The following is a 25,232-nucleotide window of genomic DNA, read 5'->3' as shown; positions in this document are numbered from 1 at the left end:
CCCGTGCCGCCGCTCTAGCTCTCGTGCCGCGCGGTGCGCGCCGAGTCCGCGCCGGGCCGTTCGATCAACTTGCGCAGCAAAGCGTTCAACTGCCCGCGCTCCTCGGGCGTCAGCGTCCTCAGCAAATCGTCCTGCGCGGCCTCGACGACGGCGTCGAGCTTGAACAACATCTCCCTGCCCGCCGCGGTGATGTTGACGACCTTGCGGCGGCTGTCGGTCGAGTCGGGCAACCTGCGGGCCAAGCCCTCCCCCTCCAGGTCGTTGAGGATCGACACCGCGTCGCCGCGGTCGATCCCCAGCCTGCGGCACAACTCGGCCTGGCTCAGGTTCCCGTACTGGTCGAGGCCCGCCAGTATCGCGTACCACATCCGCCAACCCGGCCTGCCGAAGTGCCCGGCGACGACGCGGTTCGAGCGGGCGTTGACGTGGTGCAGCAGCCAAGATGTCAGCCGCCACACGCGTGCGGGTGGGTCCACCTCGGGTTTCAGCAACGGTTCATCCACGAAGCCCAGTGTAGGCGAATCCGTTGGACATTCCAACGAACTTCTGACATCGTTGGAGTCTCCAACGATTCTTCAGAGGGGGAAACCATGAGAACCACCAGCGAAAGACGGGAAGCGGCGCCCGCGAGCGAGCGCATTCCCGCCGCCGTCTGGCGGGTCGCGATCGTGCTCGCAGCGGGATCGGTCATGGCTGGTCTCGACACGTCCCTGATCAACGTCGGCCTCGACTCCATCGGCAGTCAGCTGGGGGCGCCGCTGGCCGCCACGCAGTGGATCAACAGCGGCTACCTGCTCGCCTTGGCCGCGGCGCTGCCCGCGTGCGGGTGGCTGGGCAGGAGGTTCGGCGCGGGCCGGGTCTGGATCTGGGCGCTTGTCGGGTTCACCGCCACCTCCGTGCTGTGCGCGGTTTCGCCGAACGTGGGTGTGTTGATCGCCGCGCGCGCGCTGCAGGGTGTCACCGGTGGACTGCTCATCCCGTCCGGCATGGCAATCCTGGGGCAGATGGCGGGCAAGGCGGGCATGGGCCGGGTGATCGCCACGTCGAGTGTGCCCGCCATCCTGGCACCCGCGGTGGGGCCGGTGATCGGCGCGCTGCTGATCGCCAACCTTTCCTGGCACTGGTTGTTCCTGGTCAACGTGCCCATCGGCGTCATCGGCCTGGTGTGCGGCCTGCGCTGGGTGCCGCGGGGGGAGCCCGCGGAGGCGGGGAAGCTGGACCTCGCCTCGCTCGGCTTGGTCGTCGTCGGGCTGCCGCTGACTGTCTTCGCCATCACCGAGGCCGCCGACCGCAAATCCGTCGTCGAGCTCGGGGTGTGGTTGCCACTGCTGGTGGGCTTGGCCGCGCTGGGCTTGTTCGTCTGGCGGTCACTGGGCACGGGTGCGGCCCTGATGGACCTGCGCCTGGCCCGCGACCGGGTGTTCGGCTCCGCGTCCGTGGCGGTGTTCTTCACCAGCGCGGCGCTGTTCGGCGGTTTGGTCGTGATGCCGCTCTACTTCCAGTTGCTGCGCGGACAGGACATCGTCGACTCCGGTCTGCTGCTCATCGCTTTCAGCCTCGGGGCGGCGATCACCTTCCCGGTGGCGGGAGCGCTCAACGACCGCTTCGGCGGCGGGATCGTGACAACCGTGGGCCTGGTCGTCAGCATCGTCACCACGTTGCCCATGGCGCTGCTGCCCGCGGACGCCGACATGCTCCTCATCGAGGTCCTGCAGGTGCTGCGCGGTATCGGCATGGCGCTGGCCGGATCACCGGGGGTGTCCGCGGCGTTGTCCGCGGTGGAGAAGCACCAGATGTCCGACGCCAGCGCGCAGGTCAACATCCTGTCGAGGGTCGGCGGCGCCCTGGGCAGTGCGCTGTTCGTCGTGATCCTCGCCGATGGCCTGTCCGGCTCGGACCCGGGCGAGGCGCTGGGTGCTTTCCACCGCACCTTCTGGCTGATGGTGGCGGCGAGCGCGATCGCGCTGGTCGCCGCGGTGTGGCTGGCGCGCGAACAGCGCGCCGCCACCAGCAACACGAAATCATTGGACAAGCCAACGGTTCGATGAGTATCGTTGGACTTACCAACGGTACTCACGGTGCCCACAGTCGCTCCGTGAGAAAGGAACCATCATGACCCGCATCGCCATCATCATCGGCAGCACCCGTCCCGGTCGAAAGGGCGAGGCTGTGGCCCGCTGGGTGCACAAGCTCGCCAGCCAGCGCGGTGACGCCACCTTCGACGTGGTCGACCTGGCGGACTTCAACCTGCCGAACCTCGACGAGCCGGTGCCCGCCGCCATGGGCAGCGACTACGTCCAGGAGCACACCCGGCGCTGGGCCGAGACCGTCGCCTCGTACGACGGCTACATCTTCGTCACACCGGAGTACAACCACGCGGTGACCGGTGTCCTGAAGAACGCCATCGACTTCCTGTACCACGAGTGGCGCGACAAGGCGGCGGGTTTTGTCGGCTACGGCCTGCTCGGCGCCACCCGTGCCGTCGAGCAGCTCCGCCTGATCATGGCCGAACTGCACGTCGCCGACGTCCGGGATCAGATCGCCCTGTCCATGTTCACCGACTTCGTCAACGGGGTCGACCTGGCCCCGGGCGACCACCACGAGCCGGTCCTCGAACGAATGCTCGACCAGGTCGTCGCGTGGTCCGAGGCGTTCGCCCCGCTGCGTGAGCAGTCCGCCTGACCCGACCACCGTTTGAGCCCTCCGACCTGGTGCGCAGGCGGGCTCAAACGGTGGTGTCACGTGGTTGACGTGTATGCCCTGATCAGCGGTTGTGGCGGTGTGAACTGCCCGCGCCGTGCGGGGTCAGCGTGCCCGCCGCGCACCGCAGATCCATCGACTGGACCAAAACCGGGTTGTGGACCCGTTTCCCCCGGGGGTGCGCCCGAGTTTGTTACCGGAGTCCGTCACTGCTCGGCTTGGCGCTGGGCTCGAACTGACTGTCGCCTGGATGGCGGCGCTCTGCGAGTCGGGTTCGCGGGATCGTTCCCGGTGGGTCCTGTTCACCCCGTCGTGGTGAACAGGTCCGGGGTGGTGGTGCCCGCGACGCGGCGTTCGTGGTCGAGCAGGTGCTGCTTGCGGGCGAGGCCGCCGCCGTAGCCGGTGAGGTTCCCGGTGGCGCCGACGACCCGGTGGCAGGGGACGATGATGCTGATCGGGTTCTTGCCGTTCGCCAGGCCGACCGCGCGGGAAGCGGTGAGGGTGCCGGTGATCCGCAGGGCGAGTTCGCCGTAGCTGGTGGTCTCGCCGTGCGGGATGGTGGTCAGTTCCGCCCACACCCGGCGTTGGAAGTCGGTGCCGTGCAGGTGCAGGGGGAGGTCGAACTCCGTGCGGGTGCCCTCGAAGTACTCGGTGAGTTGGGTGATCGTGGCGGGGAAGGCGGTGGGGTCGTTCTCGCCGAAGGTGGCGGTGTCGGGGAGGTGGCGTTGGTTGGTCATGTAGAGGCCGGAGAGGACGCCGTCGGTGGCGACCAGGGTCAGGGTGCCCACCGGGCTCTCCACGTGGGTGTGGGTGCGCATGTGCTTGCCTCTCAAGGGGATACGGGCATCCGGTTGACCGCGTGGTCCATGGTGGCCCACAGGTACTGCACGGCGTAGGCGCGCCAGGGGCTCCACTGCTCCGCGTGGGCGGTGAGCGCGGACGCGCCGGTGGGCAGGCCCAGGGCCGCTGCCGCCGCCTTGATGCCGAGGTCGGTGGGGAGGAACGCGTCCGGGTCGCCCAGGGCGCGCATGGCGATGGTCTCGACCGTCCACGGGCCGACGCCGGGCAGGGTCAGCAGCCGCTCGCGGGTGGCCGCCCAGTCGGCGCCCGCGCCCAGGTCGACCTCGCCGTCGGCCAGGGCGCGGACCACGGTGGTGAGGGTGCGCTTGCGGGTGGCGGGCATGGCCAGCCGGTCCGGGTCGAGGCCGGTCAGGGTGGCCGGGTCGGGGAACAGGTGGGTCAGGCCGCCCTCGGGGTCGGTGATCGGTTCGCCGTGCTCCAGCACGAGGCGGGCGGCGTGGGTGCGGGCCGCGGCGGTGGAGACCTGTTGGCCGAGGACCGCCCGGACCGCCATCTCCTCCGGGTCGGCGGTGCGCGGGACGCGCCTGCCGGGGCTCTTGGCGACCAGGGGCGCCAGCACCGGGTCGGTGGCGAGCTGGTCGTCGACGGCGACCGGGTCGGCGTCGAGGTCGAGGAGGCGGCGGCAGCGGCTGATGGCCGTCGACAGGTCGCGCAGGTCGCTCAGCGCGAGCCGGGCGGCGATGTGGTCCGGGTGCGGGCTCAGCGCCACCACCGCCGGGCCGTGCGGCAGCCGCAGGGTGCGCCGGTAGGCGCCGTCGCGCCACTCCTCGACACCGGGGACGCCCGTGGCGACGAGGTGGCCGAACAGGTTGTCGGGGGTGAGCGGCGCGCGGAACGGCAGCCGGACCGAGAGGGTGGTCGCCGGGGTGTTGACCGGTTTCGCCTTGGCGCGCAGCTCGGTGGGGGTCAGGGCGAAGACGGACCGGACGGTGTCGTTGAACGAGCGGATGCTGGCGAACCCGGCCGCCAGGGCCACCTCGCCCATCGGGAGCGTGGTGGTCTCGATCAGCAGCCGGGCGGTCTGCGCGCGCTGCGCCCTGGCGATGGCCAGCGGACCCGCCCCGAGCTCGGCGCGTAGCTGCCGCTCGACCTGCCGGACGCTGTAGCCCAGGCGGGCGGCCAGACCGGGCACGCCGTCGGTGTCGACCACGCCGTCGGCGATCAGGCGCATGGTCCTGGCCACCAGGTCGGCCCGCTCGTTCCACTGCGGCGACCCGGGGCTGGCGTCGGGCCTGCACCGCTTGCAGGCGCGGAAACCGGCCTGCTGCGCGGAGGCGGCGCTGGGGTGGAAGCGCATGTTCTCCACTTTGGGCGGCACCACCGGACAGCTTGGCCTGCAATAGATCCCGGTGGTGAGCACCGCGGTGTAGAACCAGCCGTCGAAGCGGGCGTCCTTGGACTGGACGGCCCGCACGCAGCGTTCGGTTTCGGTGTGCACCAACCCAGTCTCACCCCTCCCGGCGACTCCGGCTGGCAGGAAACCGACGCCACTCTTCCGGGCGAGGGTGGCGTCGGTTTCCTGCCAGGTGGTGACCGCCTACCGCCGGGCGCGGTCCAGGATCTCCTGGACCACGGCGGTCTTCGCGTCGGCGTAGTGCTGGACGTGGCGCCAGGTGCGCCGGGCCAGGTCGCGCTTGGCGGCGGCGTAGCGGTCGCGATCCTCGGGGTGGGTGCGCAGCCGGTCCCGGAAGGTGAGCATCCGGGTGATCTCCGAGGTGCCTTCGGTGAAGACGTGCAGGTTGACGTCGGTGTCGGGGCCCTTCAGCAGGCGGTGCTCGAACCAGTCGGGTTCTCGGATGCGCAGGACGTAGCCGTGCGCCTCCAACTGCGGCACGTAGGTCTCCTCGGCGGCGGAGTCGGCGACGGCCAGGACCATGTCGATGATGGGCTTGGCGGGCAGGCCGGGGACGGACGTGGACCCGGCGTGCTCCAGGCGCAGCACGGTGTCGCCGAGGACGGCGGTGACCCGGGCGGCCTCGCGTTCGTACAGGCGCGGCCAGTCCTCGCTGTAGTCGGCCAGGTCGATGGTCGCGTTGTGCGGGGTGACCGGGGTGACGGTGACCTTCTGGAGGTCCTCGTCGGTGATCTCGTTCGACACGGTGTCGGCTCCTTCTCGAAGGCAGCCGATCAGGATACCAATCAGACCGTCTTGATGACGCCGCCGTCGGCCAGGTAGTCGGCGCCGGTGAGGTTGCCCGACAGCGGGGAGGCCAGGAAGGTGATCAGGGCGGCCGTCTCCTCCGGTTCGGTGAGCCTGCCGGTGGTGATGGACATGGCGGCGGGCACCGAGGCCAGGAACTCCTTCAGCGGCACGCCTGCCCGCGCCGCCAGCCTGCCCGCGTAGCCGTCGGGGTCCGACCAGTTCCCGGTGCGGGTGGGGCCGGGGCTGACGGTGAGCGCGCGCAGGCCGCGGGCGCCGAACTCCTCGGCCAGGGCCTTGGTCAGGTTGTTCAGCGCGGCCTTCGCGGTGCCGTAGTCGATCGGCTGGAAGGCCGCCCGGGCGCCGATCGAGGACACGTTGACCACCACGCCCCGCTTGCGCAGCAGGCCGGGCAGCAGGGCGCGGGTGACCCGGACGGTGGCGAACAGGTTCAGCTCGTAGGTCTCCCGCCACGCCTCGTCGTCGAGGTCGAGGAAGCCCGCGGCGCCCATGCTGGCGGGGACCACGCCGCCGAGGTTGTTGACCAGGACGTCGACCTCGCCCGCGGCCTCCGCCAGCGCGGCCGCGCCCGAGCCGTCGAGCAGGTCCACCGGGACGGGGGTGACGAGCGGGCCCAGGTCGGGGGCCGGGGTGCGGGCGGCGGCGAACACCCGGGCGCCCTCGGCGGCGAGGGCGGTGGTCGTCGCCAGGCCGATGCCCTTGCCGGCACCGGTCACGACGGCGGTCTTGCCTGCCAGGCGCAGGTCCACGGGAGCCTCTTTCTGTAACTTGAGTTCCAGTATTGGGGCAAAAAAAGAAACTAGAGCGCGCGCATCGCCGTTTCGGCGAGGGCGGCGAGCCTGGCCGGGTCCGGGTCGACCTTCGCCAGCACCTGGATGCCGTTGGTGGTGGTCAGGAAGAAGGTGGCCAGCGCGGCCGCGTCCCGGTCGGCGGGGATCTCGCCCGAGCGCCGGCCCTCCTCGATCACCGCGCGGAACGCCGCCTCCTGGCGGTCGAAGGTGGCGCGGACGAAGTCGCTGACCGGTTCGTCGCGGTCGGCGAACTCGACGGCGGTGTTGGTCATCAGGCAGCCGCGGCGGCGCTCGTCGGTGCGGGCGGCGGTGATGACCATGTCGAGGGCGGCGTGCAGGCGGGCACGGGCGGTGCCGGGGCCGTCCAGGATGGCGAACAGGCGGGCGGTGTTGGCCTCGTGGTAGCGGCGCAGGGCGCGCTCGAACAGCGCGTGCTTGCTCTCGAAGGCGTTGTACAGGCTGCCGCGGCCGATGCCCATGGCGTCGACGAGCTGCTGGGGGGTCGTGCCCGCGTAGCCGTTCGCCCAGAACAGCTCCATCGCCGCGTCGACCGCGGCGTCCGGGTCGAATCCCTTGGTGCGTGCCACGGGTCGACCCTAGGCGATACTGGAACCAGAGGTCAAATATCGCGTCGGGGGAACCGGCGGACGCCGTAGCAGGCGAGCAGCACGGCCGCCCCCAGCAGGAACAGCCCGAACCCGGCGCCGACACCGGCCACCGCGGGTGCGTCCAGCGGGTCCACGCCGACCGCGGTTTCGACGCCGACGACGACCGTGGGCACCAGGTGGCCGACGAGGGCGAGTTGGACCACGCGCAGCCGGGCCAAGGGGGTCCACCGGGTGAAGGCGAGCAGCCAGGAGAGGGCGGGCAGGACGAGGACCGCGTGCAACGCCATGGAGTGCGTGGGTTCCAGGGTGTCCGCGACGGGACCCCGCGCGATCGTCGTCGCCAAGGCCACGAGGAACAACACCAGCCCCGCCCGCACAGCCAACCGCATGTCCGGCGGGTCGACCGCGCCCCTGCGGAAAGCCGCCACCAGCAGCACCACCGCAGACACTGCGATCGCTGCTCCACCCGTGGTCGGACTCGTGCAGGCGGCATCGCCCCCAATGGTGGGCGACGGCACCCGCCGCCACGCCTGCGCCGAGATCAGCGCCACCTCGACCACGCTCGCCACGGTCAGGAGCCCCACTGCGGCGAGCCTGCCCCGGTCGTCCATGCGGATGCGGGCGCAGGCCCAGGTGACACTGACCAGGGTCAATCCGGACGACAGGCCGGACATCGCAGGCTTCCGCCAGGACTCCGGGCCCGTCCACGGATCACTGTCAAGCAGGAGAACTCCGAGACGAACGATCCCGCCCAGGAACAACACTGCCCCGAACGCGTACGCCACCCGCTCGATGCGACGACCCGCCGTCCAGGAACGGGCGAGGTCACGCAGCAGAACCATGCCGGTCATGGTGCTCGCCGCAGGCCGAGAGAGCTGACAGGTTCGGTCACCACTGCGGCGGTGGGAGCCAGGTGGGGCGATCCGCATGTGCGGCGAGTCTGAGCATGGCGCGCACGCGGGAGCGCAGGGCCGGGTTCGGATAGGACAATTGGTGGACCAGCAGCCGCCTGTTGCGCCAACCCAGGTCGTCCGTCACGAGGGACAGGGCCGCGAGCAGCCGAGTGCGTGCGTCCTTCTTGCGCCTGTGGGCATTGTCGGCGAGGTCGAGGAGGTGCAGCACCGCCCGCTCACCGAACTTCCGGTCGCGCAGGGCGCGCCGCAGGAGCACTCGTGCCTCGGCGGGAAACTCGGTCAGGAACGTCGTGCTGTCGAACCACGCCGATGCGGTGAAGCCGGTGAAGTACAACGCCAGCCGCAGTGACACCGGGCGGGTGTCGCCGCGCGCCGTGCTCGCGGCCGACCAGTGCAGCACCGTCGCGACCACCGCGGCGCGGTGCTCGGGCTGCCTCATCAGCCGCAACACGCTCGCGATCACCGCCGATTGCACCGATGGCTTCGAGGACTTCGCGGTCTCAGTCAGCCAGGCCAGCGCGCGGTCGAGGTCGCGGCTGCCCGCCGGGGTGGACCAGAACAGGGCCACCGTGCTCATCTGGTGCGCCCGGCCCGACCACCACTGGGTCAGCGCCTGTTTGACCAGCGGCCCCATCCCAGGGACGTCGACCAGGTGCGACAGCGTGGACGCGGCCAAGTCGCGGTGCTTGACCCACGGGCGGTCCGCCAACTCGCTCAGCGGTCGCAATGGCTCGTGCGCGGGCACCATTGCGACCAGGAGGCACAGTGCCCGCCGGATCGACTCGGGGAATCGGTGAACCAGTTCGGGGTCGCGCATCCACTCGGTCAGCACCGGGTGCGCCGCCGGGTACTCCCGCCACACGTGCCGCAACACAGCCGGAGCCCAGTCTTGGCGCTCGAATCGGACCGTCTCCTCCCGCAGGCCCGGGTATCGCGGGTGGTCGCGCAGCACCGACGTGGCGTGGATGGCCTTCAGCAGTTGGCCCTTGGTCTTGTCGAAGACCGGGGCCGGGGTGGGAAAGCCCGACTCGGGCAGCTCGGCGTCCTGGATCCGCTTGTCGAGGTCTCTGGCCAGGAGCAGGACCTCGTCCACCGGCTCGTGTTCGAGCAGGGCCACCGCCAGCGCCTCGGCGTGTTCGCGCACGCTGCGGCCCTCGAACCACTGCGACACTGCGACATCGGCGCCACCGCGCAGGTCCGCCAGCGCGTCGGTCGCGCTGACCTCGCCCCGGCTCACGCGGACGGCGAGGTCGGCGGCGCGGACCGCCCGTTCCGGCGGCGCCGACGCCAATTCCTCGGCCAGATCCTCCCGGAGCACGATGACAGCCGCTTCGGCGTCCTCGGTGTCCACCAGTGCGGTGGCGACGTCCAGGGCGGGTGGGGCGGAGAGCGGCACCGTGCGGTCGGCCGCCGCCGCGCACGATTGCAGCGGGTGGTCCAGGATTATCACCAGCAGGCAGCCTGCGGCGCGGACCACTTCCAGGCAGTGGACGAAAGCGTTGTCAGTGAACGGTTTCGCGCCCGCCTCGCGCAGGTCCCACACGTAGCCGTGGTCCGCCGCCAGCTCGCTGCCGCGAATGCTGCTCAGCGACCGCTCCGGGTTCAGGTCGGCCATGGTGGCCACGCCTCGGTCGACCAGCAGCCGCCGTGCCGCGTAGGAGCGGCCGGTGCCCCGGCCGCAGATGAGCACGACACCGGTGCCGAGGGCATGGGCCGCCGCGGTGAAACCACCCGGCCGGGTGAAGCGCGTTGCCACCTCGGCCAGCTCCGACTTCGTCGAGTAGCGCACGACCAGGTCTTCGCGGCCGATGCCGCTGCCGATGATCGCGACGTCACCGTTGATGGTGTGGGCTTGGACGCCGTCGGTGACGTTGCCATTGATCTTGTTGGTGGTGGTTCCCGGCTGCGGGGCAGGCGGGGCCTCCGCAGGTGGGGCGGTCACCAGCGGCCGCCGAAGGTGATGCCGCCGTTGATGGTGTGGGCCTGGATGGCGTGGGTGACGTTGCCGTTGATCGTGTTGACGACCCCGCCGTGTTCCTGCGGTTGCGGTTGCGGTTGCCGCAGGCTGGTGAGGCTGGTGGAGTCGAAGCCGGGGATGCGCACCCACGCGTTGCCCGAGTACTCCTTGACCGTGATCGGCAGGGGGGCGAAGTCGCCGCGGCGGACGTGGGTGGTGTGGTGGCCCTCGAAGACCACGTTCAGGACGCGGTCGGGGATGATCAGGGCGGTGGTGGCGCGGTCGTCGGTGGCTTCGGCGGCGCAGCGGGTGAACAGGGCCTTGAACGCGTCGGCGTCGAGGAGCCTGCTGGCGTCGACGCGGGTGCGCGAGAGGGAGTCGCCGGGGGCGACCGGGCCCAGTTCCACCGACAGTCGGACCCGGACCGGGCGGTGCAGGCGGTTGTGGGCGATGGTCAGCCCGTCGACGTGGTGGGCGGCGTCGAGCAGGGCGCCGACGCGGGTGGCCGGGACCGTGACCAGGGCGCCGTCGCCGCGGTCGGCCCACTTGAGGACCTCCTCGTCGGGGATGCCCGCGCTGGTCAGGGACTCGCGCAGTGCCCGCTGCATGAACTGCCGGGACTGGGTCATGGCGTCCTCGGGGACGCTCGCCGACCCCGCGATGTCCACCCCCAGGACAGCCCTGTGCTCAGGTACCAGGTCCACGTGGTTGCCTCCCTCGATTGCGGAGATCCTGCACCGCCGGGCGGTGCGGCTCCCCCTGATTTCCGGGACTCGCGCCCCCGAGCTTCTCCGGGGCCGGCAGCCGGAAGCGGAGCCTGCCGGTCTCCACCAGCCGCTCCCCGCGCAGTTCGGCCAGCGCCGCGGCCACGTGCTGCTCGGAGGCGGCCACGGCCATCGCCAGATCCTGCTGGCTCAGCCCGCGCAGCACCAGCCCCCGGTCGGTGGCCGTGCCGAAGCGCCGCGCCCACGCCAGCAGCGCCAGCTCCACCCTGGCCCGCACCGGCCTGGTGACGAGCACCTGCCGCAGGTCGCTGCGCTCGTGCCGCAGCCGCCAGGTCTCGTCGAGCAGCTCGCGCACCCCGGCGTCGTCGGCGCGCAGCCGCAGGAACGCGGTGCCCGCCACCCGGACCGCCCGCACCGGGGTCAGCGCGACGATCGTGGCGCTGCGGGGCGCGCGGGTGATCACCCCGGACTCGCCGAGCAGCTCCCCGGGGCCCACCAGGCCGACGACCGTGGTGGCGTCGTCGTGCGCGTGCAGCACGACCTTGGTCAGCCCGGACTCCACCAGCAGCACGTCCGTGCTCGGCGCCCCCGTGCTGAGCAGCAGGTCACCCCGCCGGAACACCACCTCCCGCCCGACCGAGCGCAACCGGGCCCGGCCGGACTCGGCGGTTGGTGAGGTCATGTCGACATCCGCCGCCAGGTCATGTCGACATCGTGCCGCAAACCGGGGCACCGGGGGCGCGGGACGACGGAGGCCCCCCGGCGTGGTCCGGGGGGCCTCCGTCGCGCGTCACGGGTCAGGCGGCGGGTTCCAGGGTGAGGGCCGCGACCGCCTTGGGGACGTTGTTGACGCACAGGGCGTCGACCCCGGCGTCGAGGAGCCTGCGGGCGAACTTCAGGGTGGGGCACCAGGCGAGGAACTCGCGGCCGCTGGCGTGGACGGTGTCGACCACGTAGTCCAGCGGGCGCAGCAGCGCCGCCTGGTCCTGCTCGGTGGCGTGCAGCGAACCCCAGTGCGGGGCGAGCACCTGCACGTCCAGGTGGGCCGCGGCGGCCACCGCCTGGTCGATCGGGAACTCCAGCCAGGTGAGCAGGCCGCGCGGGACGCCGGGGGCCACCTCGCGGGCGATGTCGAGCGCCCCGGCGTCGAACGAGCTGATCAGGGTGGGTCGGGCGCGGGCCTCCCGGCGGGCGACGGCGCCGAGCCTGCCCATGGTGGAGCGGGCCCGGCTGCGGGTCGCGTCCTCCATGGACGTCTTGACGTCGAAGTCGACCCCCACGTGCGCGGGCAGCGCCGCGAGCAGGGTGTCGAGCCGCAGGGCGCCGCGGGCGACCGCCTCGGTGCCGGTGAGGTCGGCGTAGAACACGCCGTCGTCGTCGGCCGGGTTGTGCGCCACGACCAGGTGGTCGTCGACCGTGCGGCGGACGTCGACCTCCACCCAGTCGACGCCCGCGTCGGCGGCGGCGAGGAAGGAGCCGAGCGTGTTCTCCACGTGGCCGTCGACGGTGCCGCGGCCGCAGCCCCGGTGCCCCAGGAGTACCGGCCTGGGCCCGAACACTCTGTTGCCGTCCATAACGCGCCGACACCCCGTGCGGCTACGCGGCGGAGGTGACGGTCTTGCCCACCTCCACGTTCGCACGCTCGAGGTCGCCCGCGAAGTCCACCTCCACCACGAAGAACTCGGAGATGTCCAGCGCCTGTACCCGAAGCCCGCCCCCCTCGATCGCGGACTCGATCCCGCGCTCGAAGTAGTCGGTGTCGGTGCACGACTCGAGGTGCTCGACGAGCGCCCCCAGGTCCGGGGACGCGATGTAGTTGATGCCGACCGCCTCTCCGAGACCGCCGACCACCGATTTTGACAGCTCGCGGACGTATCCGTCGACGGAAGCGGTGTACTTCACCTCTTCTTCACCCACCGCGGCGGTGTTCACGCAGACGAACGTCTCGTCCCGGCCGATCATCGGCAGGGCCGCCCGCAGCAGCCCGGCGTCGAACACCACGTCGCCGTTGAGCCAGAGCACCCCGCCGGTCCCGGGCGCGCGCAGCGCCCTGAGCAGGCTCTTGGAGGTGTTGGTGTGCTGGTAGCGGTGGTTGTAGACGAAGTTCGCCTCGGGCACCGCGGCCATGATCTGCTCGGCCTGGAAGCCGACCACCACGGTCAGCTCGAACCCGTCGTCACCGAACGCGGCGCGCAGGTTGTCCAACTGCTGGTGCAGGATCGAGCGCCCATCGACCAGCGGGGTCAGCGGCTTGGGCCGGGGCATCCCCAGCCGTGTGCCCATGCCCGCGGCCAGGATGACAACTCGCTGTCGGTCGCTCACGCCGACCTCCCCGGTGTGCTCGTGCGGCCCTCGGCCAGCAGGGCGAGCCCGCTGTCGCGGGTGGCCGCGGTCTCGTCGATGGCGGCCAGGAACCGCGCGGTGCTCTCGCCCGGTCCCAGGTCCCCGAAGTAGCCGCGTCGGGCGGCGTGCCGGTCGGCGCGGCGCGGGTCGGCCGCGAGCCGGTCGGCGATGGTGGCCGCCAGGTCGGCGACGGTGCTGCTGTCGACGATGTCGGCGGCGGCCGCGACCGGGGCCGCCGCCAGCAGCCGCTCCCGGTCGTCGTACCGGTCGGCGATGAACATCGGCTGGTCGACCCGCAGGTACAGGAAGTCCAGGCCGACCGAGGACACGTCGGTGACGATCAGGTCGCAGCCGGGGAACACGGCCAGGATGTCGCCGGTCAGGTGCACCTGGTGCCCCGCCTCCGGGTCCAGCCGGTCGGCCTCGGTGATCAGCCGGATGATCTCGCGGTGGTCGGCGGCCATCGACGGCAGCGGGCTCACCACGACCCTCGGGTGCGGCTTGTAGACCACCCGGGTGTCGGGCACGGCCAGTGCCGCCTCGACGATCCGCGGACCGAACACGTCCACCGAGGTGTAGTTGTTCGACGCGTTCTCGCCCTCCCAGGTGGGGGCGTAGAGGACCGTGCGGCGGTCGGTGGGCGGCAGCAGCGGCGCGGGCCGCAGGTCGAGCTGCGGGCGGCCGACCGGGACCAGCTTGGCGTCGTCGAACCCGATCAGCGCCGCGTGGTGGCGGGCGACCGCGTTGGGGCCCGCGACGAAGACCCGGTCGTAGGCCTTCACCTGGTTGCTGACCATGCAGACCTTGTCGCTCTCCCCGTGGTTCACGTGCACGTGCAGCATCGTGCGCTGGGTCAGGGAGTGGAAGTTGTGCACGGAGTTGTTCACGTACACCGCGACCTTGAAGTCGCTGACCTCGTACAGGCCGACCAGGTCGGGGAAGGTCGGGGCCAGCACGCAGCGCAGCGGGGTCAGCGTCGACAGCTCGGCCAGGCTCGCCAGGTCGCGCAGGACGATCACCACCGGGTGCCGCTCGTCGAGCAGTTCGAACACCGGCAGCCACTGTTTGAGCTGGTAGAGCTTCCTCGGGTCGTCGGCGAAGTACACGGCGACCTCGCCGAGCACCGGCTCGCCGGGGACGTAGCCCGCGGGCTGCGGTCCCCTCGGCGAATCCAGGAGCCGGTGCGGGTCGGCACCGCCCCTGGTGCTCGTGCGACGACCGAAAAAGCCCATGCGGCAACTCCCTCACGAGGTCGAGCGGGGTCGGCAGACCGCATGGTGAAAACGGCCTGGCGAGAGGTTGGGGTGAACGGGCAGTCGGCTTGCGGGCGCGACGCCGTGCGCCCCCATTGTTCCCGAAGTCCACTGTTTCGCCAAGTGGCGGATGCCGGAGAGAAACCAAGTGTTTACCACTTCGGGTTGGAGTGCGACGCCCGCTGTCCGCGCGGTACACCCCGACTGCCCGCCCCGCTCGCCCTGTGCGGTCATGTACACGGGGTCGAAACACAACGCCGGGCTTGGTAACCCCGCGCTGTTCCGGATGGAACGCCCCGGTCATCTGCGGAGCCTGTACTGGTGCCATGCCGGAGATGTTCTTCACCGTGCGGTGGCCCGACGGCTCGGCGCAGCGGTGCTACTCGCCCTCGCTGGTCGTCGAAGAGTACCTGGAGCCGGGGGTCAGCTACCCCGTCGACGACTTCGTCGAGCGCAGTTGCGCGGCGCTGCGGGAGGGCTCCGAGCGCGTCCGGGCGAAGTACGGCTTCGCCTGCGGCAACGCGCTGGGCGCCATCGAGGACATCCGGGCCCGGGCAGCGGCGCTCGGCGACAGCACACCGGGAGAGGTACTAGTCGAGGGGTTCCAGCGATGAGCAGGCTTGTTTCGGTGCCGGGCAGCGGTACGCACGACCTGGACGGGGTGCACCGGTCGGTGGTGGTGATCGGCGGCGGCCAGGCCGGGCTGTCGATGAGCCACTGCCTGACCCGCGGCGGGGTGGACCACCTCGTGCTCGAACGCGGCACCCTGGCCAACGAGTGGCGCGACCGGCGGTGGGACTCGTTCTGCCTGGTGACGCCGAACTGGCAGTGCGCGCTGCCCGGCTTCGGCTACGACGGCGCCGACCCCGACGGGTTCATGCTGCGCGACGAGATCGTGGACTACCTGCGCCGCTACGCCGAGTCGTTCCGCCCGCCGCTGGTGGAGGGCGTCGAGGTGACCCGGCTGCGCACCGACGGGACGGGCCGGTTCGCCGTGACCACGACCGCGGGCACGCTCACCGCCGACCAGGTCGTGGTGGCGACCGGTCCCTACCAGGTGCCGCTGACGCCCCGGGTCGCCGAGCGGCTGCCGGACGGCATCACCCAGGTCCACTCGTCCGGGTACCGCAACCCCGAGCAGTTGCCCGCCGGGGCGGTGCTCGTGGTCGGCACCGGGCAGTCCGGCTGCCAGATCGCCGAGGACCTGCACCTGGCCGGGCGCACCGTGCACCTGGCCACCGGCAGCGCGCCGAGGGTGGCCCGCCGCTACCGCGGCCGCGACGTCGTCGACTGGCTCGACGACATGGGCTACTACCGCCGGTCCATCGACGAGTTCGACGACGCCGACGCGGTCCGGATGCGCGCCAACCACTACGTGACCGGCCGCGACGGTGGCCGCGACATCGACCTGCGCGCCTTCGCCGCGCAGGGGATGCGGCTGCACGGCAGGCTCGCGGGCATCGGCGCGGGCACCGCCGCCTTCGCGGGCGACCTGCGGGCCAACCTCGACGCCGCGGACCGGGTGTCGGAGTCCATCAAGGACTCGATCGACACCCACATCGCCGCGCGCGGGCTCGACGCGCCGACCGAGGCGCGGTACGTGCCGGTGTGGGAGCCCGCCGACGACGGGCCGACGTCGGTCGACCTGGCCGCCGAGGGCATCACGTCCGTGGTGTGGTGCACCGGGTTCGGCCGCGACAACCGGTGGATCGACCTGCCGGTGTTCGACGGCCGCGGCTACCCCGCGCACCACCGCGGCGAAACCAGCTTCCCCGGGCTGTACTTCCTGGGCCTGCCCTGGCAGTGGACCTGGGGCTCCGGCCGGTTCTGCGGGGTCGCGGGCGACGCCGAGCACCTCGCCGAGCGGATCGCCGCCCGCAGCGGCACCACGGCGGACTTCGAGGTGCCGTGGCTGTCGGGCACCCCGGACAGCACCTGGCCCGGCACCGACGAGTGGACCGCCCCGCGCACCGTCGCGTGAAAGCGAAACCCCTTCCTTTCCGAGTCATATCCCGGTAACAAACGAAACGCCGTGTTGTTCCGCGGGGAATCATTCCGACATCCCGTGAAGGTGGAATTGTGGACATGACCGGACGACGGGTGAACGACGCACACCGGCACCTCGGAGTGCTCCCGTCCCATCCCTTTTACGGTGGCCCCGCGATCAACGCCGACATCGGCGCGCGGGCCACGATCGACGAATTGATCGCCGACCTGGACGCCGAGGGCGTCGAACGCGCGCTCGTCATCCCGAACTACGGCGTGCCGGACCCGGACGTCGCCTTCGGCTTCAACGAACTCGTGGTCGAGGCCGCGCAGCGCGACGAGCGGATCAGCGCCGCGCTGTGGACCTCGCCCAAGCCCGGCGACGCCGAGCGCAACACCCGGGCGCTGGCGCTGGCCGGTGAGCGGGGGGTGCGCGCGCTCAAGACCAGCTTCCTGCTCGGCGGGCACCCCGCCGACCCGGAGTGCAAGCCGGAGATCGACCGGATCTTCACCGCTGCCAGGGAGAACGGCCTGGTCGTGCACGTCCACACCTCCCCGGGCGCCGCCTCGGACGTCGACCAGGTGGGCACCCTGGTCGACACCTATGGCGACGACGTGGACATCCACCTGGTGCACTTCGGCGGCGGGATGAGCGGGCACATGAAGCTCGCCGGTTCCCGCTTCTTCGACTGGGTGGCGGCGGGCAAGCGGGTCTACACCGACCTGTCCTGGGCGATCGGTTTCGCCCCGCGCTTCCTCGCCGAGGAAATCAGCCGGAGGGGGATCGGGCACGACCGGGTCCTGTTCGCCAGCGATCAGCCCTGGGGTGATTTCGCCGGTGAATTCCACAAGCTCAACGCCGTCACCGGTGACGGCGAACTCGCGGATCTCGTCTTCCGCGACACATTCGCGCGGCTCTACGCGTGACCGTGCCAGACCGTTTTCGGAAATCCGAGTCAAGGAGATAGTGGAAATGGCTGACCTGACCGAACTCGAAGAGACCAGCCTCAACGAGATCCCGCACCCCTCGCTGCCCGAGGGGTCGAACATCTACGGCGGGACGAAGGTCTTCCCGGACTACCAGGCCGAAGCGGGCCAGAGCTACTTCACCCTGGTGCACGGCATCGCGCACGAGTCCTCGGTGAGCTTCGTGGCGATCCTGCAGGCCACCCGCGCGCTGCGGAAGGGCTTCGAGTCCGCCATCTACTTCTACGGCCCCGGCTCGATGAACGCCATGGCCACCCGCGGGTTCCCCACCACGGGCAACTCCGCGTTCCCCGGCGAGCACAACATCAACGACTCGCTCAAGACCTTCATCAAGGAGGGCGGCAAGGTCTACTGCTGCCGCTTCGGCCTGTCGCTGCACGGCCTGCGCGAGGAGGACCTGATCGAGGGCGTCATCCCGACGCACCCGCTGGACGTGCAGGACGCCCTGATCCACTACGCCCGCAAGGGCGCGATCATCAACTCCACCTACATGTGGTGACCGGGTGGCGGGGGGCCAGCGCGCCCCCCGCCGGGACCGGGACCTTCTTCCCGGGGGAGGAGCCGCACCACATGACCATCGAAACGCCCATCGACACCGACCTGAGCACCCGCGTGGACCTGGCCCTGTTGGGCGCGCGGATGGACGCGCCGGTCCGGCGCAGCAAGGGCGCTGGCCCCAGCGACGACGGGCACGTCGTGCTCGACGGCGCCAACGCCACCCTGCCGACCAACCCGGACTCGCCGTACGCGGTGCGCGGCGGCCGGGTCTTCCGCGGCACCCTCGACCTCGGCCTCAGCGTCGAACCCGTGCGGCGCCCGCGTTTCTACGACCTGGAGACCGCCGACGGCGTCCGCTACGACAAGATCGCCCTCCTGCACGGCCGCGACGTGCTGGCCACGACCGTCGTGCAGACCTGCATCCGCTACGCCGAGGACAAGCGCTGCAAGTTCTGCGCCATCGAGGAATCGCTCAACCAGGGCGACACCATCGCCGCGAAGACCCCGGCCCAGCTCGCCGAGGTCGCCGAGGCGGCCGTGCGGCTCGACGGGGTGCGGCAGATGGTGATGACCACCGGCACCACCGCCGGGGCCGACCGCGGCGCCCGCCCGCTGGTGCGCTGCGTCAGGGCGGTGCTGGACGCCGTGCCCGGGCTGCCGGTCCAGGTGCAGATCGAGCCGCCCGCCGACCTGTCGGTGATCGCCGAGCTCAAGGACGCGGGCGCCACCTCCATCGGCATCCACGTCGAATCGCTCGACGACGCGGTGCGCGCGGAGTGGATGCCGTCCAAGGGGCTGATCCCGATGGCCGAGTACGAGGCCGCCTGGGACGAGGCGGTGCGCGTCTTCGGCCGCAACAAGGTTTCCACCTACCTGCTGATCGGCTTGGGCGACGACCCGGACGAACTGGTCGCGGGCGCCGGGCGGCTCATCGACCGCGGCGTCTACCCGTTCGTCGTGCCGTTCCGGCCGATGCTGGGCACCCTGGCCCGCCGCGACGGCGCGACCGCGCCCTCCCCGGAGCTGGTCGGTGACGTGACCCGGCGGGTGGCGGCGCTGCTGCGCGCGGCCGGGATGTCCGGCGCCGACCAGGGCGCGGGGTGCGCGGCCTGCGGGGCGTGCAGCGTGCTGCAAGCGGCCGGTGGTTGAGGTGAGCCCAGTGGAGATCAGCCCCGTGGAGATGACCGTGCTGGGTGAGGTGTTGATCGGGGCGCGGACCCCGGCCACCGGACCGTTCCACCACGTCGAGGTCGCCGACGCCGCCGCGCTCACCCGCTACCGGGCGCTGCGCCGGGAGACCTTCGTCGAGCGGCAGGGCCTGTTCGCCGACGACCTCGACTGGCGCGACGAGGACCCGCGCACGGTCGTGCTCGTCGCCAGGGACACCGGCGGCGAGGTCGTCGGCGGGGTCCGGCTCGGCCCGGCCGAACCGGGCGCCGACGTCGGCTGGTGGGTCGGCGGCAGGCTGGTCGTGCGGCCGGGCGCCGGTGCCGCGGGCATCGGCTCCGCCCTGGTGCGGGCCGCCTGCGCGCACGCCGAGGGCGCGGGCGCGCTGCGCTTCGACGCCACCGTGCAGGCCGCCAACGAGCGGCTGTTCCGGAAGCTGGGCTGGCGGTCGGTGCGGCCGGTGACCGTCGCGGGCCACGACCACGTGCTGATGCGGTGGCCGATCGGGCGGATCGCCGCCCTGGCCGACGCCACCAAGCGCAGGCTCGGCGCGCTGCTGGCCGGGTTGTCCCCGGGCGGGCCCGGGTTCGTCGGCGACGACGGTGCCCCGGTGCCCGGCAGCGACCTCGTCGCCGCCTGCGACGCGATCGTGCCCGCCATGGTCGAGCGCGACCCGGAGTGGGCGGGCTGGTGCTCGGTGCTGGTCAACCTCAACGACCTGGCCGCCATGGGCGCCACCCCGGTCGGCGTCCTCGACGCCGTGGGCGCCCGGGACGCGTCCTTCGCCCACCGCGTGCTCAGCGGCCTGCGCGCGGCCGCCGCGGCCTACGACGTGCCGGTGCTCGGCGGGCACACCCAGTTCGGCGTCCCGGCCTCGCTGTCGGTCACCGCCCTGGGCCGCACCGGGCACCCGGTCCCCGGTGGCGGCGGCAAGCCCGGGCACCGGATCACGCTGACCGCCGACCTCGGCGGCCGGTGGCGGCCCGGGTACGCGGGCAGGCAGTGGGACTCCACGACCTCGCGGTCACCGGAGGAGCTGCGGACCATGCTCGCGGCCGTCGGCGCGGCCCGCCCGGCCGCGGCGAAGGACGTGTCGATGGCCGGGGCCGTCGGCACGCTGGGCATGCTGGCCGAGGCGAGCGGCTGCGGCGCCGTGCTCGACGTGGCCGCCGTCCCGCGCCCCGACGGCGCGGGCGTGGGCGATTGGCTGACCTGCTTCCCCGGCTTCGCCATGCTCACCGCAGACCGACCCGGCGCGGCCCCGCTGCCCGCCGGGCCCGCGGTCGGCGCCGAGTGCGGCGAGCTGGTCGCGGGGCGGGGCGTCGGGCTGCGCTGGCCCGACGGGGAGACCACCGAGGCGATCACCTCCGCGGTGACCGGGATGGGGACGGCATGAGCGGCTTGCGGATGGCGGCGGTCGCGGCGAACTTCGACCGCGACCTCGACGGCGACTTCGCCCGCGTGGCGGGGCTGATCGACCGGGCTCGGGCGGACGGGGTGAAGCTGCTCGCCCTGCCCGAGGCGGCGCTGGGCGGCTACCTGCTGTCGCTGGACGGCACAGCCAGCTCACCGCCCGCGCTGGCCGTCGACGGCCCGGAGATCCGGAAGCTCTCGGCGCTGGCGGGCGACATGGTCGTCACCGCCGGGTACTGCGAGGCCGCGGGCGACACGCGCTACAACAGCGTGGTCTGCGTCAACGGCGACGGTGTGCTGGGCAACCACCGCAAGGTGCACCAGCCGCTGAACGAGGACGCCAACTACGGCGCGGGCTCGGGGTTCGCCGCCTTCGACACGCCGGTCGGCAGGCTGGGCATGATGATCTGCTACGACAAGGCGTTCCCCGAGTCCGCCCGCGCCCTCGCCCTGGACGGCGCGGAGATCATCGTGTGCGTCTCGGCGTGGCCGGGCAGCGCCACCAACCCGGACCCGGACCTCAACCGGGACCGGTGGAAGCGCCGGTTCGACCTGTTCGACCGGGCGCGCGCCCTGGAGAACCAGGTCGTGTGGCTCTCGGCCAACCAGTCCGGCACGTTCGGTTCGCTGCGCTTCGTGGCCAGCGCCAAGGTCGTCGACCCGGGCGGGGAGGTCCTGGCCGACACCGGGGTCACCGAGGGCGTGGCGGTGGCCGAGGTCGACGTCGCCCTGGCCCTGGAGAACGCCCGCCGGTCCATGGGCCACCTGCGCGACCGCCGCCCGGAGGCATACCCGGCGCTGGGCGCGCAACTGGTCCAGGCATAGTCGGCGCCCATGAGCGCAACCGGCACCGTCCGGATCGGGGCCGTGGCCGCCAACTTCGGCCGCGACCTCGACTTCGACCTGCAGCGCGTCGCCACGCTGATCGAGCACGCCCGCCGCGACGGCGCCGCGCTGCTGGTCCTGCCGGACGCGGCCCTCGGCGGCTACCTCGCCGACCTGCGCCACCCGGACCCCGAGTCGCTGCCACCGGCCCTGCCGCTCGACGACGTGCACGTGCGCAAGGTCGCCGCGTTCGCCGCGGAGATGGTGGTGTGCTTCGGCTTCTGCGAGGCCGACGGCGACAAGCGGTACAACAGCGCGCTGTGCGTGACCGGGGACGGGGTCCTCGGCAGCCACCGCAAGGTCCACCAGCCCGCGGGGGAGTCGATCGCGTACGCGCCGGGCACCGGGTTCCGCGCGTTCGACACCCCCGTCGGCCGGATCGGGATGCTGATCGACTACGACAAGACCTTCCCCGAGTCGGCGCGGGCGCTGGCGGTGGACGGCGCGGAGATCATCGCCGCGCTGTCGGCGTGGCCCACCAGCATCACCAACCGGGCACCCCGGATGGCCCAGGACCGCCAGTCCCGGCTCTTCGACCTCTACGACCAGGCCCGCGCGGCGGAGAACCAGGTCGTGCTCGCCTCGTCCAACCAGACCGGGGCGCTGGGCGGGATGCGCTTCCTCGGGCAGGCCAAGGTCGTCGGCCCCGGCGGCGACATCCTGGCCCGCACCTGGTCCAAGGCCGGGATCGCCATCGCGGAACTGGACGTGGCCGCCGAGATCGCCACCGCGCGGCGCGTCCTCAACCACCTGACCGAGCGCAAACCGGAGGCCTACGGGTGAGGATCGCGCTGCTGACCTACTCCACCAAACCGCGCGGCGGCGTCGTGCACACCCTCGCGCTGGCCGAGGCGCTGGCCGCGCTGGGGGAGGACGTCACCGTCTGGACCCTGGGCCGCGGCGGCGACACCGGCTTCTACCGCCCGGTCGACCCGGCGGTCACCCTGCGGGTCGTCCCGTTCCCCGACGAACCGGACGAGGGTGTCGGCCCGCGCATCCTCCGCTCGATCGCGGTGCTGCGCGCGGCTTTCGACCCCGCGGACTTCGACGTCGTGCACGCCCAGGACTGCATCACCGCCAACGCCGCCGGGCCGTGCGTGCGCACGGTCCACCACCTCGACCGGTTCACCACCCCGGAACTGGCCGCCTGCCACGAGCGGGCGATCGTGGAGCCGTACGCGCACGTCTGCGTGTCGGCGGCGGTGGCGGCCGAACTGGCCGACGGCTGGGGCCTGTCGGCGCGGGTGATCCCCAACGGTGTCGCCGCCGCGAGGTTCTCGGCCGCGGTGGGATCCGCGGCGGCGGGGGAGTGGCGGGCGAAGCTGGGCCGGTACGTGCTGTCGGTCGGGGGGATCGAGCCGCGCAAGGGGTCGGTGGAACTGCTGGAGGCGTTCGCCGGCCTGGGGTTGCCGGACGTGCGGCTCGTGGTGGCGGGCGGGGAGACGCTGTTCGACTACCGGGACTACCGGCGCGCGTGGGAGGCGCGGGCGGTGGAACTGGAGGTCGTGCCGGAGGTCCTCGGCCTGGTCGACGACGCGGAACTACCCGGGTTGGTGGCGGGCGCAAGCGCTTTCGCCTTCCCGTCGACGAAGGAGGGCTTCGGGCTGGCCGCGATGGAGGCGCTGGCCGCCGAGGTGCCGCTGGTGGCCAGCGACCTGCCGGTGCTGCGCGAGGTCTTCGGGGAGGTCGCCACCTTCGGCGCCACGCCCGCGGAGCTGGCCGCCGGGTTGCGCACCGCCCTGGCCGCGCCGGACCCCGTCCGGCGCAAGGCGGGGAAGGCGTTGGCCGCGCGGTACACGTGGCAGGCTTCGGCGCTGCGGCACCGCGAGCTGTACCGGTCCCTGCCCCGGGTCCCGCGGTAGCGCCGTGCTCAGCGCCCGCTTCGGTGGTCTGCCTGCGTGGGCGGCGGGGGACCGCCGGAGGGTGCCAGTCTCGGGCGGGAGTCGGCCAGGAGCCAGCGCCCGTCGACCACCGCCAGCTCGAAGTCGTGGACGAGGGAGTAGCCCTCGGCCTCCGGTACGCCCGGGTTCTGCTCACCCGCGGCGGTGAAGTGCAGCATGGTCCGCTCAGCCACCACGGCGTGCGCGGACGTGCCGCTGACCGTGGTCCGCTCGACGGTGATGTCCAGGTCCGCCACGTCGTGCCCGGCGAGGGGATGGGTCCGGTACCGCTCGTCGGCCGCGTCCAGCACGGTGAGCGCGGTCGCCGTCCGGGCGGCGAACTCGCCGGTCATCGACACCGGGAGCCGCGCCGCCGCGGTGCCCGGGTCGACCCCGGTGACCACGTCGGCCCTGGCCCGCAGGTAGTCGGAGACCCAGGTGGCCACCTCGGCGGACGAGAGCGCGGGCACCGCCTCGGCCCCACTGGACCGCGTCACCGCCGCGCACGTCAGCACCACGACCACGCCCGCTTCGCGCCACCTCATGCCAGTTCGCTGCCCTTGGTCTCCGGGAGGGTGCGGATCACGAAGAACGCGACCACCGCGGCGCCAGCCACGTAGTAGAAGAAGGCGTTCTGCATCCCCGCGCCCGCCAGGGCGCTGATCAGCAGCGGTGCCGTGCCGCCGAAGACCGCGACGGTGAGGTTGTACCACGCGCCGATGCCCAGGGCGCGCAACTCGGTGGGGAACAGCTCGCTCATCAGCGCGGGCGCCACCGAGGTCATCGCCGTGTAGATGGCCAGCCCGGCGGTGAAGGCGACGATCAGCCCACCGAGGTTCGGGGTGACCAAAAGGGACAGTGGGACGATCAGGACCGCGATCAGCGCCGCCCAGAGCAGTAGCTGCGGCTTGCGGCCGAAGCGGTCCGCCGCGGCGCCCATCGGGTACTGCAACGCGATGAACACGGCCGTCCCGATGGACAGCGCCAGGAACACGTCGGCCGGGTCGGCGCCGCGGGTGGTCACCGCGAACGGGGTCAGGGCGCTGAAGAACGTGTAGTAGCAGAGGGTCGAGAGCATGCTGAACCCGATCAACTGGCCCACAGCCCTCGGGTGGTCGCGCAGCGTGCGCCACAGCGGGTTGCGCACGCGCTGGGCGCTGTCGCGGCGGGACCGGAACAGCTCGGTCTCGGGGATCGTCCGGCGCAGCCACAGGGCGATCAGCCCGAACACCCCGCCCAGCAGGAACGGCAGCCGCCAGCCGTAGGCGGTCATGTCGGCCTTGTCCAGGGTGCGGGCCAGGACGAACCCGAGCACGGTCGCGCTGAGGACCGCCGACCCGGTGGAGATGTAGAAGAACGAGGAATACCGCCCCCGCCGCTCCGGCGGCGCGATCTCCCCCAGGTACGCCGACGCGTTCGACACCTCCCCGCCCAGCGAGATCCCCTGCGCGATCCGCGCGAGCAGCAGCAGCGCCGGGGAGAACCACCCGACCTGCTCGAACGTCGGCAGTGCGGCGATGAGCACCGACCCCGCCGCCATCAACACGATGGTCAACAGCATCGCGGGCTTGCGCCCCCGGGTGTCGGCGAAGCGGCCGAGCAGCACCCCGCCGAGCGGGCGGAAGAAGAACGCCAGCGCATAGGTGGCGAACGTGTTCACCTGCGCCGCCGTGGAGTTGCCCGCCGGGAAGACCTCGGTGGCGAAGTACACGCTGAACGTGGCGAAGATGGTCCAGTCGAACCATTCCAGCGTGTTCCCCGCGCTCGCGGCGAACAGTTGGCGGACCGGGAGCTTGTGCCGAGTTGCCTGGGTCACACCGCACCTCCGTTGTGCTGATCGGCAAGGCGGTACTCATTCACACGCGGCTTGAGCGTAGCCAAGGGGCCGAGGCGGTGCCCATGTACATGGACGAGACCGGCGCGATGGTCACCGGGCATCCGCTGGTGGCCGCACTCCGCCGATCGGTTGACTCCACCTACCTGACCACCAAACCGCCACCACCTGTCATACCGCTCTGCTACAGAAGAAGTGCACGAAGATGGGCAGGACCGCCAGGGCAGCACGACCTCGTCGGCCTACCAGCACCGTCCGATCAACGAGGG

Annotated in this window: 26 protein-coding genes; 11 read left to right on the top strand and 15 right to left on the bottom strand. The window is 72.0% G+C overall.

Going from position 1 to position 25,232, the window contains the following annotated elements; all coding sequences use genetic code 11:
* Positions 1 to 14 precede the first annotated feature (14 nt).
* Positions 15 to 503, bottom strand: a complete 489-nt coding sequence (locus L6E12_RS14160; RefSeq protein WP_236228369.1) for a MarR family winged helix-turn-helix transcriptional regulator — start codon at positions 501 to 503, stop codon at positions 15 to 17.
* An 87-nt stretch (positions 504 to 590) separates the two neighbouring features.
* Between L6E12_RS14160 and L6E12_RS14155 the strand changes: the two genes are divergently transcribed.
* Both L6E12_RS14155 and L6E12_RS14150 read left to right on the top strand, forming a co-directional pair.
* Entirely contained in the window at positions 591 to 2,048 is a 1,458-nt protein-coding gene (locus tag L6E12_RS14155) for a DHA2 family efflux MFS transporter permease subunit (protein WP_255683165.1), read from the top strand.
* Between the two features lie 64 nt (positions 2,049 to 2,112).
* Positions 2,113 to 2,682 carry an NADPH-dependent FMN reductase gene (locus L6E12_RS14150; protein ID WP_236228367.1) on the top strand — a complete coding sequence of 190 codons (570 nt, stop codon included), beginning with the start codon at positions 2,113 to 2,115 and terminating at the stop codon, positions 2,680 to 2,682.
* A 320-nt stretch (positions 2,683 to 3,002) separates the two neighbouring features.
* Here L6E12_RS14150 and L6E12_RS14145 read toward each other — a convergent pair whose 3' ends face one another.
* The 12 genes from L6E12_RS14145 to L6E12_RS14085 form a co-directional block, all read right to left on the bottom strand.
* A complete protein-coding gene (locus L6E12_RS14145) occupies positions 3,003 to 3,518 on the bottom strand; it encodes a methylated-DNA--[protein]-cysteine S-methyltransferase (protein WP_236228366.1) in 516 nt (171 codons plus the stop codon).
* 11 nt (positions 3,519 to 3,529) lie between these two features.
* Positions 3,530 to 4,999, bottom strand: coding sequence for a DNA-3-methyladenine glycosylase 2 family protein (locus tag L6E12_RS14140; RefSeq protein ID WP_236228365.1), 1,470 nt, complete (start codon positions 4,997 to 4,999; stop codon positions 3,530 to 3,532).
* Positions 5,000 to 5,098: 99 nt separating this feature from the next.
* Positions 5,099 to 5,659, bottom strand: a complete 561-nt coding sequence (locus L6E12_RS14135) for a GrpB family protein (RefSeq protein WP_236228364.1) — start codon at positions 5,657 to 5,659, stop codon at positions 5,099 to 5,101.
* Between the two features lie 41 nt (positions 5,660 to 5,700).
* Positions 5,701 to 6,471 carry an SDR family oxidoreductase gene (locus L6E12_RS14130; protein WP_236228363.1) on the bottom strand — a complete coding sequence of 257 codons (771 nt, stop codon included), beginning with the start codon at positions 6,469 to 6,471 and terminating at the stop codon, positions 5,701 to 5,703.
* Positions 6,472 to 6,521: 50 nt separating this feature from the next.
* Entirely contained in the window at positions 6,522 to 7,100 is a 579-nt protein-coding gene (locus tag L6E12_RS14125) for a TetR/AcrR family transcriptional regulator (RefSeq protein ID WP_236228362.1), read from the bottom strand.
* A gap of 32 nt (positions 7,101 to 7,132) precedes the next feature.
* Positions 7,133 to 7,963, bottom strand: coding sequence for a hypothetical protein (locus L6E12_RS14120; RefSeq protein ID WP_236228361.1), 831 nt, complete (start codon positions 7,961 to 7,963; stop codon positions 7,133 to 7,135).
* A 46-nt stretch (positions 7,964 to 8,009) separates the two neighbouring features.
* Entirely contained in the window at positions 8,010 to 9,977 is a 1,968-nt protein-coding gene (locus L6E12_RS14115; protein WP_236228360.1) for a hypothetical protein, read from the bottom strand.
* On the bottom strand, positions 9,974 to 10,696 hold the full coding sequence (locus L6E12_RS14110; RefSeq protein WP_236228359.1) for a hypothetical protein: 723 nt from the start codon (positions 10,694 to 10,696) through the stop codon (positions 9,974 to 9,976). The genes L6E12_RS14115 and L6E12_RS14110 overlap by 4 nt, the downstream gene beginning before the upstream one ends.
* Positions 10,680 to 11,399, bottom strand: a complete 720-nt coding sequence (locus L6E12_RS35100) for a Crp/Fnr family transcriptional regulator (protein ID WP_304523882.1) — start codon at positions 11,397 to 11,399, stop codon at positions 10,680 to 10,682. Before L6E12_RS35100 ends, L6E12_RS14110 begins: the two co-directional genes overlap by 17 nt.
* Positions 11,400 to 11,514: 115 nt before the next feature.
* Positions 11,515 to 12,291 carry a glycerophosphodiester phosphodiesterase gene (locus L6E12_RS14095; protein WP_236228358.1) on the bottom strand — a complete coding sequence of 259 codons (777 nt, stop codon included), beginning with the start codon at positions 12,289 to 12,291 and terminating at the stop codon, positions 11,515 to 11,517.
* Between the two features lie 22 nt (positions 12,292 to 12,313).
* Positions 12,314 to 13,039 (bottom strand): NTP transferase domain-containing protein, encoded by a 726-nt coding sequence (locus L6E12_RS14090; RefSeq protein WP_236228357.1) that lies wholly within the window; start codon positions 13,037 to 13,039, stop codon positions 12,314 to 12,316.
* Positions 13,036 to 14,292: a CDP-glycerol glycerophosphotransferase family protein gene (locus tag L6E12_RS14085; protein ID WP_236228356.1), complete on the bottom strand. Its 1,257-nt coding sequence runs from the start codon at positions 14,290 to 14,292 to the stop codon at positions 13,036 to 13,038. Before L6E12_RS14085 ends, L6E12_RS14090 begins: the two co-directional genes overlap by 4 nt.
* Before the next feature lie 347 nt (positions 14,293 to 14,639).
* On the opposite strand from L6E12_RS14085, the gene L6E12_RS14080 reads away from it, so the two are divergent.
* The 9 genes from L6E12_RS14080 to L6E12_RS14040 all read left to right on the top strand — a co-directional run bounded on the left by L6E12_RS14080 (position 14,640) and on the right by L6E12_RS14040 (position 23,111).
* The gene (locus tag L6E12_RS14080; protein WP_236228355.1) at positions 14,640 to 14,927 is read left to right on the top strand and encodes an MSMEG_0570 family nitrogen starvation response protein; all 288 of its coding nucleotides are present in this window, start codon (positions 14,640 to 14,642) and stop codon (positions 14,925 to 14,927) included.
* Entirely contained in the window at positions 14,924 to 16,294 is a 1,371-nt protein-coding gene (locus tag L6E12_RS14075; RefSeq protein WP_236228354.1) for an MSMEG_0569 family flavin-dependent oxidoreductase, read from the top strand. The genes L6E12_RS14080 and L6E12_RS14075 overlap by 4 nt, the downstream gene beginning before the upstream one ends.
* A 104-nt stretch (positions 16,295 to 16,398) precedes the next feature.
* Entirely contained in the window at positions 16,399 to 17,226 is an 828-nt protein-coding gene (locus tag L6E12_RS14070; RefSeq protein WP_236228353.1) for an amidohydrolase family protein, read from the top strand.
* A gap of 46 nt (positions 17,227 to 17,272) precedes the next feature.
* On the top strand, positions 17,273 to 17,785 hold the full coding sequence (locus L6E12_RS14065) for an MSMEG_0572/Sll0783 family nitrogen starvation response protein (RefSeq protein ID WP_110081228.1): 513 nt from the start codon (positions 17,273 to 17,275) through the stop codon (positions 17,783 to 17,785).
* 71 nt (positions 17,786 to 17,856) lie between these two features.
* Positions 17,857 to 18,933, top strand: coding sequence for an MSMEG_0568 family radical SAM protein (locus L6E12_RS14060; RefSeq protein ID WP_236228352.1), 1,077 nt, complete (start codon positions 17,857 to 17,859; stop codon positions 18,931 to 18,933).
* A gap of 10 nt (positions 18,934 to 18,943) precedes the next feature.
* The gene (locus L6E12_RS14055; RefSeq protein WP_236228351.1) at positions 18,944 to 20,347 is read left to right on the top strand and encodes an MSMEG_0567/sll0787 family protein; all 1,404 of its coding nucleotides are present in this window, start codon (positions 18,944 to 18,946) and stop codon (positions 20,345 to 20,347) included.
* A complete protein-coding gene (locus L6E12_RS14050; protein ID WP_236228350.1) occupies positions 20,344 to 21,189 on the top strand; it encodes a carbon-nitrogen hydrolase family protein in 846 nt (281 codons plus the stop codon). Before L6E12_RS14055 ends, L6E12_RS14050 begins: the two co-directional genes overlap by 4 nt.
* Positions 21,190 to 21,198: 9 nt before the next feature.
* Complete coding sequence (locus L6E12_RS14045; RefSeq protein WP_236228349.1) at positions 21,199 to 22,032, top strand: carbon-nitrogen hydrolase family protein; 834 nt, start codon at positions 21,199 to 21,201, stop codon at positions 22,030 to 22,032.
* Positions 22,029 to 23,111: an MSMEG_0565 family glycosyltransferase gene (locus L6E12_RS14040; protein WP_236228348.1), complete on the top strand. Its 1,083-nt coding sequence runs from the start codon at positions 22,029 to 22,031 to the stop codon at positions 23,109 to 23,111. The genes L6E12_RS14045 and L6E12_RS14040 overlap by 4 nt, the downstream gene beginning before the upstream one ends.
* 8 nt (positions 23,112 to 23,119) lie before the next feature.
* Here the strand turns inward: L6E12_RS14040 and L6E12_RS14035 are convergent, their stop codons facing one another.
* Both L6E12_RS14035 and L6E12_RS14030 read right to left on the bottom strand, forming a co-directional pair.
* Positions 23,120 to 23,674: a hypothetical protein gene (locus L6E12_RS14035; protein WP_236228347.1), complete on the bottom strand. Its 555-nt coding sequence runs from the start codon at positions 23,672 to 23,674 to the stop codon at positions 23,120 to 23,122.
* Positions 23,671 to 24,945 (bottom strand): MFS transporter, encoded by a 1,275-nt coding sequence (locus L6E12_RS14030; protein ID WP_236228346.1) that lies wholly within the window; start codon positions 24,943 to 24,945, stop codon positions 23,671 to 23,673. The genes L6E12_RS14035 and L6E12_RS14030 overlap by 4 nt, the downstream gene beginning before the upstream one ends.
* Positions 24,946 to 25,232 lie beyond the last annotated feature (287 nt).

This window comes from Actinokineospora sp. PR83, from assembly GCF_021056305.1.
Lineage (GTDB): Bacteria > Actinomycetota > Actinomycetes > Mycobacteriales > Pseudonocardiaceae > Actinokineospora > Actinokineospora spheciospongiae.
This window is presented reverse-complemented; position numbering and strand designations above follow the sequence as displayed.